Raw genomic sequence first — 14,239 nt, 5'->3', positions numbered from 1 at the left:
GGGTCAGGACTTCTTCAGGTACAGCCAGGCGGGGCTGATGGTGCCGTAGATGGGGTGGATGAACGCGCCGCCGACGTTCTCGCCGCGCGCCTGCTGGACGCGCTGGTGCAGGAACGGCACGAGCGGCACGTCCTTCATGATCGTGTCCTTCTCCAGCGCGACGAGGGCCTTGGCCTTCTCGGTGGCGTCGCCGATCCTCGCGATCCGGTCGAGCTCCCTGTCGACGGCCGGGTTCTTGTAGCGCGGGTCGTTGTCGAGGCTGTCCCGGCGGCTGTCGAAGCGGTAGGGCACGCCGGTGGCGGGGGTCGGCCAGTCGACCGAGCTGCCGGACATCCACAGGTCGTACTTCGGGTCGGCGTTGCGTGCGACCTCGTTGGTGTACGCGGGCAGCGGCATCGGCTTGGTCACCAGGGTGATCCCGGCCTTGGCGAAGGCCTCCACGAGGACCTGGGCGACGCGGTCGTTCGCGGCGGTCGACTCGTAGGCGTAGCTGAGGCTCTTGACGGGCTTCTCGGCCTTGGCGAGGTGTTCCTCGGCCTTCTTGATGTCGCCGGTCGGGGCGACCGGATAGGCGTCGTACTTCTCGTATCCGACGATCGCGGGCGAGGAGTACGTCGAGGCGATGTCGCCGACGCGCGGGCCGCCGAGCGCCTGGCGCGCCTGCTGCCGCGGGAAGAGGTAGTGGATCGCCTTGCGGACCTCCGGGTCGGCGACGCGGTCGTTCCTGATCACCAGGTGGTACGTGAACGCGCCGCGCCGGCCGTCGACGACGAGCCGCTTCTTCTTCGGGTCGCGGTTGGCCTCGCCGTACAGCTCGGGGGGCAGCTCGTTCTTGGTGGTGACGGTGTTCGCGCCGTCGCCGCGCCCGTTGAGGATCTCCTGGGCGGTGTTGAGCTCCTTCTTCTCGAAGGTGAACGCGAACCTGTCGGCGTACTGGTGGCGGATCGGGTCGGTCTCCGCCTTCCAGTGCGGGTTGCGCTCCAGGGTCATGCTCTGGTTCTGCTGGTGCTCGACGATGCGGTAGGGACCGGTGGCGAACGGCTTGAGGTCGTACTTCGTGCCGGTGTCCTTGTCGGGGCGCACCGGCGACGAGGACGACTGCGCGGCCATGAACGGCACGTCGGACTGCGGCTTCTTGAAGTGGAGGACGATGGTCTTGTCGTCCGGCGTCTCGATGCCCTTGAAGTCGCCGTCCTTCTTCGGCCCGCCGTAGACCTTGCGGGCCTGCGCGAGGTCCTGCTTCCCGGTGAGCCACTGCGGCCAGTAGGGCGGGCCGAGCTCGAAGCCGGGCGCGAAGGTGCGCTCGATGCCGTACTTGACGTGCTTCGAGGTGATCGGCTTGCCGTCCTCCCAGGCGATGCCGTCCTTGAGGGTGTACGTCCAGGTGCGGCTGCCGTCGGAGGGCCTGCCGGTGTCGGTGGCGAGGTCGCCGACCAGCTTCGCCTTGCCGTCGACGACCTGGTACTGGGTCAGCTGGCGGCCCCACAGCAGCGAGGTGTTGTAGGCCTCGCCCGCGTAGATCTTCTGCGGGTCGAGGTGGGAGGCGTCCCGGAGGTTGGCGACGTGGATGGTGCCACCGCGCCGTGCCCCCCTGACCTCGGGTGCCGGGCCCGCGCTGTCCTCGGCGGTGCCGATGCCCGCGGTGAGGTTCGGCTCGTCGCTCACCGAGGGCGCGTCGTCGCCCTGCGCGCCGGCGCCCGACGAGCACGAGGAGAGCACGAGCAGGGCGGAGACGGCGGCGGCCGGCACGGCCAGGGTGCGCGGGCTGATTCTGGGCATGGCGAACTCCCTTGGGAGGCTGGTGAGTTGATGTGCGGGGTGAGGCGAGGGGAACAGCGACTCAGCGGTGCGTGCGCGGGTCGAGCGCGTCGCGCACACAGTCGCCGAGCAGGTTGAAGGCGACGACGAAGACGAGGATCGTGACGCCGGGGAAGAACATGTACGTCGGGTCGTCGTAGAAGACCTCGGCCCCGCGGGCGATCATGCGCCCCCAGTCGGGGATCGGCTCGCTGATGCCCACGCCGAGGAAGGAGAGCGCGGCCTCGGCGGTGACGATGCCCGGCAGGGCGATGGTGATGTGCACCAGGACGGGCGCCCAGACGTTCGGCAGCAGCTCGCGCAGCACGATGTGGCGGCGGCTCGCGCCCACGGCCCGCGCGGCGTCCACGAACTCCCGCTCCCGCAGGGACCGGACGGTGGTGCGCAGCATCATGGCGAGCGGCACCCAGCCGAAGGCGGCGAAGACGAGGACGAGCACGGTGAACTGCATCCACGCGGGCTCGTTCTCGCCCGGCGACACGAACCGCGTCTGGATGACGGGGCTCAGCGCGAGGAGCAGCAGCAGCGTGGGGAAGGCGAGCAGGACGTTGCAGACGAAGGTGAAGGCCCGGTCGGCGAGCCCGCTCAGATAGCCGACGGTCACCCCGAGGACGACGCCGACGACGGCGATGAGGACGATCGCCGCGACGGCGACGAGCAGCGAGGTGCGTATCCCGTAGAGGAGCTGGGTCAGCACGTCGCGCCCGAGGCCGGGCTCGAGGCCGAACCAGAACTCGCCGGACATCCCGCCGTTGGGCAGCACCGGCAGCCCCTCCGCGCTGAGCAGGCCCGGTTCGTTCTGGCCGTAGTGCTCGGTGGGGTTCTTGCCGTAGAGGACGGCGATCAGCGGCGCGGCGAGCGCGAGCACGGCGAAGAGGAGCACGACACCGAGCGAGGCGAGGCCGAGCCGGTCCCTGCGGAACGCCCTGAGGGCCACCGCGAACGGGCCACGCGGTTCCTGCGTCTGTACGTCGGCCATGGCGCTGCCGTGCTCCTGGTGCTCATGCCCGCGCCGGGTCGCGGAGGCGGGCCTCGGAAATCGTTCCGGCTGGGCGGAAAGGGTGGTCCGCGCCGGGTTGCGGAGAATTACAACACCGTCGAAAGCGGCCCTGCCACATGCGTGATCGCCGTTCCCGGCGAACGTGTTCGATACGTTTCGGGAGCCTTTCCCGGAGCCGGGGATTGTTCATGCGGCGGCAACAACCAAGGGAATACTTCATGACGAACCCGGACGTAGAGATGCCTGACCGCACACCCTCTCGTTACCTTGTGAGCTCCCCCACAATCCTTCGCTTGACAGACAGCGACATCAACTGACCGATGATTCGAAGATCACAAGCGGATTTCACCTTGCCAAGCGCACACATCCGGAAGGGCCTTCCCAGATGGCCCAACACTCATCCTTTGCAGTGCTCTTCTTATGAAGCGCCGTTCGGTTGAAAGGCCACCGGCGCCATTCGTGCGAGCCTCCTCCACGTCTCTTTGACCATGTGAGGAGCCGATGTGCACGTGACCCTCCCCTCCCTCGTCCATTCCGGAATGAGGTATCTCTGTCTCCTCGGCATCGTGGCCGGGACCGGGCTCAGTGCCGCCCCCGCGAGCGCGCACACCTTCCAGGGCTCGGCACCCGCCGCGCCCGCCGCCGCGAAGCCCCTGCCGGGCGGCCTCGGCCCGTGCGTGCCGGGAACCTGCCCGAGCGGCGACTACCCGCCCATCAACAACGGGTCGATCCAGTACCGCGACAACGCGATCAACATCTACGTCGGCAGCGACTTCCTCGTCCGTGAGCGGGCCGCGGAGGCCGAGGGCCGCGTCGTGGTCCTCGGCGACTTCGACCAGGACAAGGCGGACGGCGTCAGCGGGATCTACAACGTCGGCGAAGCCGGTGTCGGCTCCCGCGTGGCGCCGCCCGTGGGCGCGGACTGGCTCACCACGGGCGGCGACGTCACGGTCGCCACCGGCGAGCGCCTCCTCGCTGACGACGGTGTGGTGCGGCACGCCGGGGACGCCACCGGCACCATCGTCGGCACCAAGACGAAGGACCCCGACGCCGCCACGCCCTACATCCCGCTGCGCGACCAGCTGACGGAAGCCAGCCAGTGCTACGCCCACCCGACGGGCGGCTCCAGCACGCGCACGCCCACCGGCACGGCCACGCACGCGGGCGGCGAGACGCTGTTCAGCGGCGACAACACCTCCAAGCTCCAGGTCTTCAACGTGGACTTCGACCTGATGGGCGGCAGCGGCGGCCAGGAGGGCATCCGCTTCGAGGGCATCCCCGACGACGCCACCGTGCTGGTCAACATCCTCGGCACGAACCGCACCATCAACACCTATGCCGGCACCATCGACGACAGCAGCCCGCTCAACAAGCTGCGCAGCCGGCTGCTGTGGAACTTCCCCGACGCCACGTCCGTGGAGATCAAGGGCACCGGCCAGTTCCAGGGCAGCGTCCTGGTCGGCGACCAGGGCTCGATGACCACCGTCAGCGTGCCCGGCATGAACGGCCGGTTCTTCACCACCGGTTCGCTCACCCACACCAGCTCGGCGTCGGGCGGCGGTGGCCAGGAGTTCCACAACTACCCCTTCCTGGGTGACCTGCCCGACTGCGCCGTCGCACCCACCTCGGGCGAGGTCAAGGTCGTCAAGAAGGACGAGGACACCGGCAAGGCGCTCGCGGGCGCCGAGTTCGAGCTGTGGCGGGAGACCAACGGCACCGCAGGCCTGCAGACCGGCGGCGCCGACCCGGACACGCAGGTCGGCAGCCCGTGCGTCACCGAGGCGCAGGGCGAGTGCGCGCAGTCCACGGCGCTCGGCACGTACTACTGGCGCGAGACCAAGGCCCCGAACGGCTACGAACTGCCGTCGCCGAACGTCTTCGGCCCCCTTGAACTGACGGCGGCCAACGCCGACAAGGGCGTGTCGGTCACCGCGACCAACAAGAAGAAGGCCCCGGTGGTCGTCAAGGGCGACGTCTCCGTGGTCAAGAAGGACAAGGACACCGGCAAGCCGCTGGCCGGCGCCGTCTTCCAGCTGTGGCGCGAGACCAACGGCGTCGACGGCCTGCAGCGGGGCGGGGCCGACCCCGACACCGCGACGGGCTCGCCCTGCACGACGCCCGCGAACGGCGTCTGCCGCACGAACGTCGAGGTGGGCACGTACTACTGGGTCGAGACACAGGCCCCGCCCGGGTACCAGATGCCCCGGACGACGGTCTTCGGACCGCTGGTCCTCACCAAGGCGAACGCCTCCAAGGGCGTCACCGTCGAGGCACGGAACGTCATCCAGAAGCACCCGGGCGTCACGGGCGCGCTGGCGGTCCTCAAGCAGGACCAGAAGACGGGCAAGCCGCTGGCGGGCGCCGTCTTCCAGCTGTGGCGCGAGAGCAACGCCAGGCCGGGTCTGCAGACCACCGGCGCGAACCGGGACACCCTCGTCGACGGGGGCTGCGCCACCGACGGCCGGGGCCGGTGCGACTACCGGGACCTGGCGCTCGGCTCGTACTACCTGAAGGAGACCGCCGTACCCGACGGGTACGTCCTGCCGAAGAACACGGTCAGCGGCCCGCACCGGGTCATCGCCGGCAGTGCCGACAAGCCGGTGACGGTGAAGCTCACCAACCAGCGCGGCGGGGGCAAGAAGGGCAAGTAGCACCCACTGCCCCCTGCGCACCGGGCACGGACGGCGTCAGCCGCCCGTGCCCGGCTTCGTTCCCCAGATGTAGAGGCGGTCGCCCTTCTGCAGCAGGGCATAGAGCCGCTTGGCATCCCCGAGCGCGAGGTTGACGCATCCGGCCGACCCCGAGGAGAACAGGTCGGCACGCGTGCCGTGCAGCGCCTGTCCGCCGTTGAAGAACTGCGCGTACGGCATGGGCACGTGGTAGATCGTGGAGAAGTGGTCGCGGTTCTTCCAGTAGATCCGCTGCCAGCCGCGCCGGGTCTCCAGACCGTCGCGGCCGCTGCGGATCGGGACCGGGTCGAACACCAGCCTGCGGCCCGTCTGCACCCACAGGATCTGCCGGTTCAGGTCCACGCACGTGACACGGAAGGACTTCACCGGACAGCCGCGCCGGGCGGCCGGATCGCGGCGGACGTGGTCCGCGACGACCAGGCGGTAGGTGCGCAGGGACGCGCTGCCGTCCGCGGGGCGGATGCCGAGACGCTGCTGGAGGCGCCGGATGGCGACGCAGTCGGCGGCAGACTGACGGCCGTCGACCGGCAGGCGCAGCTCGCGCTCCAGCTCGCGCTGGTAGGCGGCGGTGCCCGCACGGCACGGTGGTTCGTCGGGGCCGGGGGCCGCCATCGCGTACGACGGCGGAGCGGCCAGGGACAGGGCGGCGATCGACGTGAGGAGCCAGCGCATCGCCCCAGCTTCACCGCAGGACGCTCCCACGCCCGGCGACACGACCCGCCGGTCACACAATTGATCCATGTGGGGGTACGGCGGCCCGCGTGTCGCTCCGCTGCTCCGCGTGTCGCCCTGGTGATCCGCCTGTCGCCCCGGCGGTCCGCTCGCAACCCTGTTGCAACGTGCCGGGCGGGAGAGTGGCCGCATGGACCGCCATGAGACGAAGGACGGCGCCGCACGGGTGGAGCTGACCGACGCGGCCGCCCGGCTGCTGCGGCGGCTGCGGGAGACCCACGGGCCGCTGATGTTCCACCAGTCCGGCGGCTGCTGCGACGGCAGCGCGCCCATGTGCTACCCGGCGGGCGAGTTCCGCACCGGGGCCTCCGACGTCCGCCTCGCACGGCTCGCCGTCGAGGGGGTCGCCGAGCCCGTCGACTTCTGGATGTCCGCGAGCCAGTACGAGGTGTGGAGCCACACCCGGCTGATCGTGGACGTCGTGCCGGGCCGGGGCAGTGGCTTCTCACTGGAGGCCCCGGAAGGCGTCCGTTTCCTCATCCGTTCCCGGCTCGTCGGGACATAGCCACCGCGCTCTGGTGAACTCCCCTGGCCACTGGGACAGTTGGGTGGCCCAGCCGACACCAGGGGGGATCTGTGACACGGCACGAGCAACGCAGTGGACGGTTCAGAACGGCCTGCACCCTCATCACCGCGCTCGGCACGCTGGCCGGTGCCGCTCTCATGGGAGCGGCACCGGCCGGTGCCGTCCAGGGCACCGGGCGGACGGCGCTCACCGAGATCGCGCCGGGGGTGGAGTACGGCTACTTCGACATACCCGCCTCGCACGGCACGGCCCGCGCGCACGTGCTCGACGTCGACCTGCGCGATCCGCGCACCGGCGTCGACCTGCTCCATCCGGGCAAGGTCGCCGCACGCGCACCCGTCTCCGCACTGGCCGACAGCGTCGGTGCCGTGGGCGGGATCAACGGCGACTTCTTCAACATCACCGAGACCCAGCATCCGGGCGTCGAGGCGACCGGTGCGGCCGTCGGCCCGGCGATCGCGAGCGGTCGCACGCTCAAGGGCGCGGTGCCCGACGGCCAGCGCTTCGGTCCGGCGATGCCGCCGGGCGTGACCACCAAGGCCGTGCTCGGCGTCGGGTACGACCGCAGGGCGCGCCTCGACGACCTCGCCCTCGACGGGCGGATACGCACGCCCGAGTCCCGTCTGCCGCTGGGCGGGCTCAACCAGTACGCGCTGCCGGTGGGTTCCGTCGGCGCGTTCACCGAGGACTGGGGTGCCGTCTCGCGGGTGCGCGCGACCTGCGGCACCGACACGAGCCGCGGCGCGCCGTGCAGCGCCGACACCCATGAGGTGACGCTCCGGCACGGGCGTGTCGTGTCGTCGGTGAACACGCCGGGCAGCGGTCCGATCGCCCGGGGCACCACGGTCCTGGTGGGCCGCGAGGCGGGCGCGCAGGAGCTGCGCAAACTGTCCGTGGGCGACCGGGTGCAGGTCACCCACCGTCTGGTGGCCTCCCGTTCGCACGTTCCGTTCCGGTTCGCGCTCGGGGGCTGCCCCGTGCTGCGGGACGGGGTGCCGCTGCCCGGCCTGGACCCCACGACGTCGGCGGTGCGGACCGCCGCCGGGATAGCGGACGACGGCCGGCGTCTGCTGCTGCTCTCGCTCGACGGATCGCCGGAGTTCCGTGCCGGTCTGACCATCGCCGAAGTGGCGGACACCTTGCGGCTGTTGGGCGCGCGGGACGGCTTCAGCCTGGACGGCGGCGGCTCCTCCACGCTGGTCTCCGCCACGTCGACCCTGGTGGCCAGGTCCCCGGGGGCCGATGCCGTGACCGTGCGCAACAACCCCAGCGGCGGGGCCGAGCGCCCGGTACCGAACGGCATCGGCGTGTTCTCCCGGACCTGACGGGCCTCACGGCGTGTCGCGCACCGCCACGAGACCGTTGAAGACGCCCACGTAGGCGGTCCCGTCGGGGCCGAGCGTCACGGGCGCCCAGTTGTTGTCGTACGCGAGGCCCGTACCGGCGAGCCGCTTCCACTTGGTCCCGCCGGTACGGAAGTCGACCGCGGTCAGGTACCAGGCGTCGATGCCGAGGCTGTTGGGCTCCTTCGTGTAGAAGTACAACAGGCCGTTGGCGGTGGAGAGTTTGGGCACGGTGGACGGGGAGCGCACGTCGCTCTCCCAGGCCGTGTCGCAGCCGCTGCCGTCCTCGCGCACGTCGATGCGGCTGACACCGCCGACGACGCTGCGGCCGAGGGTGAGCGAGGCGACGTTCTCGTAGCCGTAGTTGTTCTCGACGACGAGGCTGTCGCCCCAGGTGATCAGGGAGTTGTCGGTGGTGGAGGCGCCGGAGCCGAAGACCGGGACCTTGCAGACGAGCCGCTTCTCCTCGGGCACGTCGGCGCCGCGCCGGTAGACGAGGACGTTCATGCGGTCGTCGGCGTTGTCGGTGATCGCCACGTAGTCCCCGTGCTCGCCGAACAGGTCGGGCGTGGTGCCCGAACCCTGGTTCACCGAGCCGGGCTTGGTGCCCGTTCCGCGGTCGTAGGTCTGGCGCCAGACGGCCTCCGGCGTGCCGTCCGCGGCGGCCCGGAAGCTGTAGAGGGCGTGGTCGGAGACGATCGACACGCCGTCCTCCGCCACGGAGAAGGAGTTCTGGATCTCCTCGCCCTTGAGCCGGATGGAACGGATCTCGTCGGTCCTCGGGTCGACGGTGCCGATGCGGCCCTGCCGGGTGACCCACCAGATGCGCCCCTCCCAGTCCGGCATCACGGACGTGACCGGGTCGCATTCACCGCTCGGGTAGAGGTTGGTCCAGCTGACGCAGTCGTGCGGGACGTGCGCCGTCAGGTCCCACTCCTTGTCGACGACGAAGCGCCAGGTGCCGTCCGGCGCCTGCTCGTGCGCGAGACGCACGACGTGCTGGCGCGAGTCGGCGAGGACGAGCCGGTCCTCGTTGTCGAGGTAGGAATAGGCGCCGCCCGACGTGTCCTTGAAGATCTTCGAGAAGTCGAGCCGGGTGATGGCCTCGACGGTCGAGGGGCGCTGCGGCAGCTTGTACTCGGCGAGCGTGTCGAGCGTCTTCGGGTCGAGCAGCTTGACCAGGAAGCCGGTGAAGGTGCCGCACACGGTGACGATCCGTCCGGCGCGGTCGAAGGTGACGGTCGCGCACTCGCCGCCGAGTGCCGCCATCTTCTCGCTGTCGACGGCCGGCCGCTTCCCGAGCGGTCCGCTCCAGGGGTACGTGCCGCTGCCGGCCGCGTCCGCGTGCATCCCGCTCCGTCCGTTGGCGGCGAGGTAGGGGTGCTGGGGCGGTTTGGTGCCGGGGAGCGGGCGGGCGTCGGCGGGCGCGCCCTGATAGCCGTCGACGAGCCGGTGCCCGGGGGCCTTGGGGATCTCGTCGGCGTACGCGGGGCCCGCGAGGGACACCGTCAGGGCCACGGCGCTGAGGAGGGTGAGGCGGCGCAGTCTGCTGGACATGCGCCGAAGCTAGGGCCGCCCTCTTGAAGTGTCCATGAAATGGCGTCAGTTGTTCATGAACCCGCAAAGAACGATCACGTCAGGGGCCGGTGCGCGCCGGTCACGGCCGGAATCCGCTGACCAGTTCGGTGGTGGCCGTCACTCCGCTGTGGATGGTCGGCGCCACGCCGGTGCCCGCCAGGTAGAAGCCCAGCAGGGCACAGACGACGGCATGCGACATCTTCAGCCCGCCGTTGCGCAGGAACACCACCGCGAGGATCAGGAGCAGCAGCACGACAGAGATCGACAGGGCCATGGGAATTACCTCCTCCGCCACGTGACACCGCGGCTTTCGGCCGTCAGTGTGGCGTAGCGGAGGGGGCGTCCGGGCCCGTGACCTGTGCTCCGAACGGGTGCTCTGTACGCGGGCGTTGATCCGCCGAGGTCAGCGGCCCGTCAGCCGCCGTGCGCGTCGAGAAAGGCCTCGAGGCCGGCGAGGTCGTCCGAGTTGAGGTGGTCGACCCCGGCGGCGAGCAGCTCGCCCCAGACCGCGTCGCGCTGCGGGCCCGGCAGGTCGGGCGTCGCCCAGAAGCGGACCCGCTGCCCGCGCGCGTGGGCGCGGGAGACGATGCCGCGCAGCTTGTCGCGCTCGGCGGGCGGGATCGGCCCGGTGCCCTGCCAGGTGAAGGCGAGCGACCAGTTGTCGCTGATCAGCGGGATGAGCGAGGCGGGCGCGGCGGTGCCGAGGTCGGCGAGCCTGCCGTCGTAGAAGGCGTGCCGCACGCGCTGCGCCTCCATCGGGGCACGGGCCGCACGGTCTCCGGAGACCACGGCGGTGACCGCTCCGCGGCGCACCTTGCCGTAGGTGTAGGTCGTGAACAGCCGCCGGTAGGGGCGCAGATGGCGGTGCAGCTCGGCGTAGGTCGACGCGCCCTCGGTCTTGATGTCGATGAGCAGCTGGAAGGGGACGCGGTGGTAACCCCGGTATACCGAGCCGTGGTTGGCGCGTATCCGCTCGGCCAGCGGCTCCAGGTAGAGCGATTCGAGGGTGCGGCTCGGGTCGAGGTCCACCGGGTCGTGGGCGACGAGGAGCTGTCCGTCGACGAGGTAGATGTCGGCCTCGACGCTGCCGAAGCGGTGGTCGAGGGCGTCGAAGAGGGGCCGGGGGTGCTCGTAGTCGTTGTGGGCGTGGGCCCGGACCAGCGGGCGGGGGTGGTGGCCGCGCCCGCTCGCGTGCGCGTACGCGGGCAGCGCGACGCTGCCCGCGAGGGCGGCACCGAAGGTGGTGAGGGCTCTGCGACGGGTGGTGAGGGCCATGTCTGCCTTCCGGGACGGGTGGTCGGGGCCGCCGGGGTGCGGCGCCGGGCGGGACGAAGTGAGTATGAGCCCCCGCCCGCGTCAGGAGACCCGGCCGTTCCGGGAGTTGGCGCTATCGACGTCATGTGTTCACGCCCGGCGGCGAGGGCGAGGGCTTGACCCTCACGTGGCGTCATGCCGCATGGTCGACGGCGTGGAAGAGCACTTGACCGTGGGACGCGTCGCCGAACTGGCCGGGGTGAGCGTCCGCACGCTGCATCACTACGACGAGATCGGGCTCGTGCGGTCGTCCGCGCGGACCGCGGCCGGCTACCGGGCCTACGCGCCCGGGGACGTGGAGCGGCTGCGGGAGGTGCTGGCCTACCGGCGGCTGGGCTTCGGGCTGCGCGAGATCGCGGATCTGGTCGACGACCCGGCCACCGACGCGGTGGCGCGTCTGCACCGGCTGCGCGGCCTGCTGCGGGAACAGCGCGACCGCGCCGCCGCGATGGTGGCGGCCATCGACGAGGAACTGGAGGCACGGGCCATGGGGTTCAGGACGACGCCGGAGGAGCAGCTGAGGGTGTTCGGCCCGCAGTTGTACGAGACGATCGGGTCCGCCTACCCGGCGACCCGGCGCACCGAGCCGCGCATCGCCGCGCGCATCTGGGACGCGCTCGGGGACGCGCGGACGGTGCTGAACGTCGGGGCCGGCACCGGCTCCTACGAGCCCACCGACCGCGACGTCACGGCGGTGGAGCCGTCGGCGGTCATGCGGGCCCAGCGCCCCGCGGGCGCGGCGCCGTGCGTGGCCGCCGGTGCGGAGAGCCTCCCGTTCGAGGACCGGTCCTTCGACGCCGCGATGGCGGTCAGCACGGTGCACCACTGGCCGGACCCGGTCGCCGGGCTGCGGGAGATGAAACGCGTGGCCCGCCGCGTGGTGGTGTTCACGTACGACGCCAGTGCCCCCGGCTGGCTGGAGCGGTTCTGGCTGACCCGCGACTACCTGCCCGAGTTCGCCGGCCTCCTCACCGACTGGCCGTCCCTGGCCGATCTGACGAAGGCGATCGAGGGCCGTGCGGAGCCGGTGCTCGTCCCGTGGGACTGCGCCGACGGCTTCTTCGAGGCCCACTGGCGCCGCCCCGAGGCCTATCTGGACGACCGTGTGCGCCGCGCGGTCTCGGTGTGGACCAGGGTCGGGCAGGAGGCCGAGCGGCGGGCGGTGGACGGGCTCCGCGACGACCTCGCCTCGGGCCGGTGGGCCGAGCGCAACCGCGACCTCGTCGCGCTCGACGCGGCGGAGCTCGGCCTGCGCCTGCTCATCGGCTGAGCGGGCGCCGGGTGGTCAGGCCCGGTCCGCGAAGACCTCGGGGTTCGCGCAGTGGGCGAGCGGCTCGCCGCGCAGGAAGCGGCCGACCTCGCCCGCGACGATCCGCGCGGCCTTGTGCGCGACCTCCTGGCTGCCGCCCGCGATGTGCGGGGTCATGACGATGCCGGGCGTCTTCAGGAGCCGCGATCCCGCGGGGACGGGCTCGTGGGGGTAGACGTCGAAGGCGGCACCGGACAGCTGTCCCGCGTCCAGGGCGTCGCACACGGCGTCGTAGTCCAGGAGGGCGCCGCGGGCGCAGTTGACGAGGACGGAGCCGCGGGGCATGCGGGCGATCTGGGCGGCGCCGATCATGCCCCGGGTCTCGTCGGTCACGCGCGCGTGCAGGGAGACGATGCGGGAGCGGGTGAGGAGGTCGTCGAGAGGGACCTGCTCGGCGACGCCCGCGAGGGCCTCGGGGCGCACGTAGGGGTCGTGGACCAGGACGTGCGCGCCCATGGCCGCGAGGACCTTGGCGACGCGGCTGCCGATCGCGCCGTAGCCGATGAGGCCGACGGTGGCGCCCTCGATCTCGATGCCGCAGTTGTCGTAGTCGTAGTAGTCGCCGCGCCACACGCCGCCGCGCAGGTCGCAGTGCGTGTCGCCGACGCCGCGCGCGGCGGCGAGGAGCAGGGTGAGGGTGTGCTCGGCGGTGGCGACGGCGTTGCGTCCGGGGGCGTAGCAGACGGCGACGCCGTGCCGGGTGGCCGCTTCCAGGTTGGCGTTGACCGGCCCGCCCCGGCTGACGCACATCAGCTTCAGGTCGGGGCAGTTGGCGAGGATGCGCTCGGTGAGGGGGGCCATCTGCGTGACGCAGACCTCGACGCCCTGCAGGGCGTCGATCAGCTCGTCCTCGGTGCCGGAGGCCTCGTCGACCTCGCCGACGGGGCCGAAGGGGGTGTGCGGCCAGGGCAGGGTGAGTTCACGGACGTCGACGGCGCCTTCGGTGGCCGTGCGGACCTCTTCGGTGAGCAGGCGCGGGAGGACGAAGTGGTCGCCCGCGGCGAGGACGGTGGTGCTCATGAGGGGCTTCTTTCCTGGTGGGTTACGCGGTGGGTACGGGGGCGAGCGCGGCCGGCGCGTTCAGGCGCAGCAGCGACATCCGGCCGTCGCGCAGCCGCAGTTCGGTGAGCGCGCCGTTGTGCAGCGCGGGGAAGACCCGCCGGTAGTCGGCGAGCGGGATGCCCAGCTGACGGCAGAGGACGAGGCGCACGAGGGTGGAGTGGGCGACCACGAGGACGCGTCCGTCGGGGAACGCGTCGCCGAGGTCGAAGAGGGCGGCGCTCGCCCGGACGGCCGCCGCGCGCGGGTCCTCGCCGCCGGGCAGGTGGTGGGCGACCGGGTCGCGCAGGAACGCGTCGAGCTCCTCGGGGAAACGCTCCCGCATCTCGTCGCGGGTCAGGCCCTCGCCGCGCCCGAAGTCGACCTCCACGAGCCGTTCGTCGACGCGCGGGACCAGGCCGAGGGCCCGCGCCGCGGGCTCCGCGGTGAGCCGGGCGCGGCTGAGCGGCGAGCTGGCCACGGCGTCGATGCGCTCCCCCGCCGCCCACGCGCCGAGCGCGGCGGCCTGGAGCAGGCCGCGCGAGGTCAGCTCCACGTCGGTGCGGCCCGCGTAGCGGTTGCCGTCGTGCCAGACGGTCTCCCCATGGCGTACGAGGATGAAGTCGGTCACTGCCCTGCCCTTTCGTGGTCCTGCGTGCCGGGCGCGCGGCGGGCGCGTTCCCGTGCGTGGTGTGCGACGGTCTCGTCGAGCCAGCCCCGGGCGGCCAGGGCGTCGACGAAGGCGAGGTAGACGGGGGTCCAGCGCGCCGTGCGCGCCGGGTCGGGGAGGATCTCCTCGCCGATGCGGACCATGTCGGCCGCGGCGTCCTGGACGGACACCCCCGCGGAGGTGGCCGCCAGGACGGCCATGCCGAGGGCGCCCTCGGCCTG

At 71.7% G+C, this 14,239-nt stretch carries 12 protein-coding genes and 1 pseudogene; 4 read left to right on the top strand and 9 right to left on the bottom strand.

The genetic code is table 11. The annotated features are described in order from the left end of the window. Window positions 1-3 precede the first annotated feature (3 nt). The gene (locus AOK22_RS24765) at window positions 4-1,779 is read right to left on the bottom strand and encodes an ABC transporter substrate-binding protein (RefSeq protein WP_055700921.1); all 1,776 of its coding nucleotides are present in this window, start codon (window positions 1,777-1,779) and stop codon (window positions 4-6) included. A gap of 61 nt (window positions 1,780-1,840) precedes the next feature. Continuing rightward, window positions 1,841-2,797 (bottom strand): ABC transporter permease, encoded by a 957-nt coding sequence (locus AOK22_RS24760; protein ID WP_055700920.1) that lies wholly within the window; start codon window positions 2,795-2,797, stop codon window positions 1,841-1,843. A 530-nt stretch (window positions 2,798-3,327) separates the two neighbouring features. Between AOK22_RS24760 and AOK22_RS24755 the strand changes: the two genes are divergently transcribed. Beyond that, window positions 3,328-5,469: a choice-of-anchor A family protein gene (locus AOK22_RS24755; protein WP_237773054.1), complete on the top strand. Its 2,142-nt coding sequence runs from the start codon at window positions 3,328-3,330 to the stop codon at window positions 5,467-5,469. 36 nt (window positions 5,470-5,505) lie between these two features. Here the strand turns inward: AOK22_RS24755 and AOK22_RS24750 are convergent, their stop codons facing one another. Continuing rightward, the gene (locus tag AOK22_RS24750; protein ID WP_055700918.1) at window positions 5,506-6,180 is read right to left on the bottom strand and encodes a L,D-transpeptidase; all 675 of its coding nucleotides are present in this window, start codon (window positions 6,178-6,180) and stop codon (window positions 5,506-5,508) included. A gap of 190 nt (window positions 6,181-6,370) precedes the next feature. On the opposite strand from AOK22_RS24750, the gene AOK22_RS24745 reads away from it, so the two are divergent. Continuing rightward, window positions 6,371-6,745 carry a DUF779 domain-containing protein gene (locus tag AOK22_RS24745; protein WP_055700917.1) on the top strand — a complete coding sequence of 125 codons (375 nt, stop codon included), beginning with the start codon at window positions 6,371-6,373 and terminating at the stop codon, window positions 6,743-6,745. Between the two features lie 158 nt (window positions 6,746-6,903). After that, entirely contained in the window at window positions 6,904-8,091 is a 1,188-nt protein-coding gene (locus tag AOK22_RS24740) for a phosphodiester glycosidase family protein (RefSeq protein WP_055700916.1), read from the top strand. 6 nt (window positions 8,092-8,097) lie between these two features. On the opposite strand, the gene AOK22_RS24735 is transcribed toward AOK22_RS24740, so the two are convergent. The 3 genes from AOK22_RS24735 to AOK22_RS24725 all read right to left on the bottom strand — a co-directional run bounded on the left by AOK22_RS24735 (window position 8,098) and on the right by AOK22_RS24725 (window position 10,962). After that, on the bottom strand, window positions 8,098-9,666 hold the full coding sequence (locus AOK22_RS24735; protein WP_055700915.1) for a hypothetical protein: 1,569 nt from the start codon (window positions 9,664-9,666) through the stop codon (window positions 8,098-8,100). Window positions 9,667-9,766: 100 nt separating this feature from the next. Beyond that, window positions 9,767-9,961 (bottom strand): hypothetical protein, encoded by a 195-nt coding sequence (locus AOK22_RS24730; RefSeq protein ID WP_055700914.1) that lies wholly within the window; start codon window positions 9,959-9,961, stop codon window positions 9,767-9,769. A 140-nt stretch (window positions 9,962-10,101) separates the two neighbouring features. Beyond that, window positions 10,102-10,962 carry a phosphatidylinositol-specific phospholipase C/glycerophosphodiester phosphodiesterase family protein gene (locus AOK22_RS24725; RefSeq protein WP_055700913.1) on the bottom strand — a complete coding sequence of 287 codons (861 nt, stop codon included), beginning with the start codon at window positions 10,960-10,962 and terminating at the stop codon, window positions 10,102-10,104. A gap of 181 nt (window positions 10,963-11,143) precedes the next feature. On the opposite strand from AOK22_RS24725, the gene AOK22_RS24720 reads away from it, so the two are divergent. Then, complete coding sequence (locus AOK22_RS24720; RefSeq protein WP_055700912.1) at window positions 11,144-12,271, top strand: MerR family transcriptional regulator; 1,128 nt, start codon at window positions 11,144-11,146, stop codon at window positions 12,269-12,271. A 15-nt stretch (window positions 12,272-12,286) separates the two neighbouring features. Here the strand turns inward: AOK22_RS24720 and AOK22_RS24715 are convergent, their stop codons facing one another. The 3 genes and pseudogenes from AOK22_RS24715 to AOK22_RS24705 all read right to left on the bottom strand — a co-directional run. Then, on the bottom strand, window positions 12,287-13,330 hold the full coding sequence (locus tag AOK22_RS24715) for a 2-hydroxyacid dehydrogenase (RefSeq protein ID WP_055700911.1): 1,044 nt from the start codon (window positions 13,328-13,330) through the stop codon (window positions 12,287-12,289). Window positions 13,331-13,352: 22 nt separating this feature from the next. Continuing rightward, window positions 13,353-13,979 (bottom strand): histidine phosphatase family protein, encoded by a 627-nt coding sequence (locus AOK22_RS24710; protein WP_055700910.1) that lies wholly within the window; start codon window positions 13,977-13,979, stop codon window positions 13,353-13,355. Further along, a pseudogene (locus AOK22_RS24705) lies at window positions 13,976-14,239 on the bottom strand (hypothetical protein); the annotation flags it as partial. The pseudogene AOK22_RS24705 and the gene AOK22_RS24710, both read right to left, overlap by 4 nt.

Origin of the sequence: Streptomyces silaceus (genome assembly GCF_001419745.1) — a bacterium.
In the GTDB taxonomy this organism is placed as follows: domain Bacteria; phylum Actinomycetota; class Actinomycetes; order Streptomycetales; family Streptomycetaceae; genus Streptomyces; species Streptomyces silaceus.
This window is presented reverse-complemented; position numbering and strand designations above follow the sequence as displayed.

What these genes read in the sequence shown, in the direction of transcription:
- AOK22_RS24765 (WP_055700921.1), bottom strand. Translation starts at nt 1,779, where the DNA reads ATGCCCAGAATCAGCCCGCGCACCCTGGCCGTGCCGGCCGCCGCCGTC.
- AOK22_RS24760 (WP_055700920.1), bottom strand. Translation starts at nt 2,797, where the DNA reads ATGGCCGACGTACAGACGCAGGAACCGCGTGGCCCGTTCGCGGTGGCC.
- AOK22_RS24750 (WP_055700918.1), bottom strand. Translation starts at nt 6,180, where the DNA reads ATGCGCTGGCTCCTCACGTCGATCGCCGCCCTGTCCCTGGCCGCTCCG.
- AOK22_RS24745 (WP_055700917.1), top strand. Translation starts at nt 6,371, where the DNA reads ATGGACCGCCATGAGACGAAGGACGGCGCCGCACGGGTGGAGCTGACC.
- AOK22_RS24740 (WP_055700916.1), top strand. Translation starts at nt 6,904, where the DNA reads ATGGGAGCGGCACCGGCCGGTGCCGTCCAGGGCACCGGGCGGACGGCG.
- AOK22_RS24735 (WP_055700915.1), bottom strand. Translation starts at nt 9,666, where the DNA reads ATGTCCAGCAGACTGCGCCGCCTCACCCTCCTCAGCGCCGTGGCCCTG.
- AOK22_RS24730 (WP_055700914.1), bottom strand. Translation starts at nt 9,961, where the DNA reads ATGGCCCTGTCGATCTCTGTCGTGCTGCTGCTCCTGATCCTCGCGGTG.
- AOK22_RS24725 (WP_055700913.1), bottom strand. Translation starts at nt 10,962, where the DNA reads ATGGCCCTCACCACCCGTCGCAGAGCCCTCACCACCTTCGGTGCCGCC.
- AOK22_RS24720 (WP_055700912.1), top strand. Translation starts at nt 11,144, where the DNA reads ATGGTCGACGGCGTGGAAGAGCACTTGACCGTGGGACGCGTCGCCGAA.
- AOK22_RS24715 (WP_055700911.1), bottom strand. Translation starts at nt 13,330, where the DNA reads ATGAGCACCACCGTCCTCGCCGCGGGCGACCACTTCGTCCTCCCGCGC.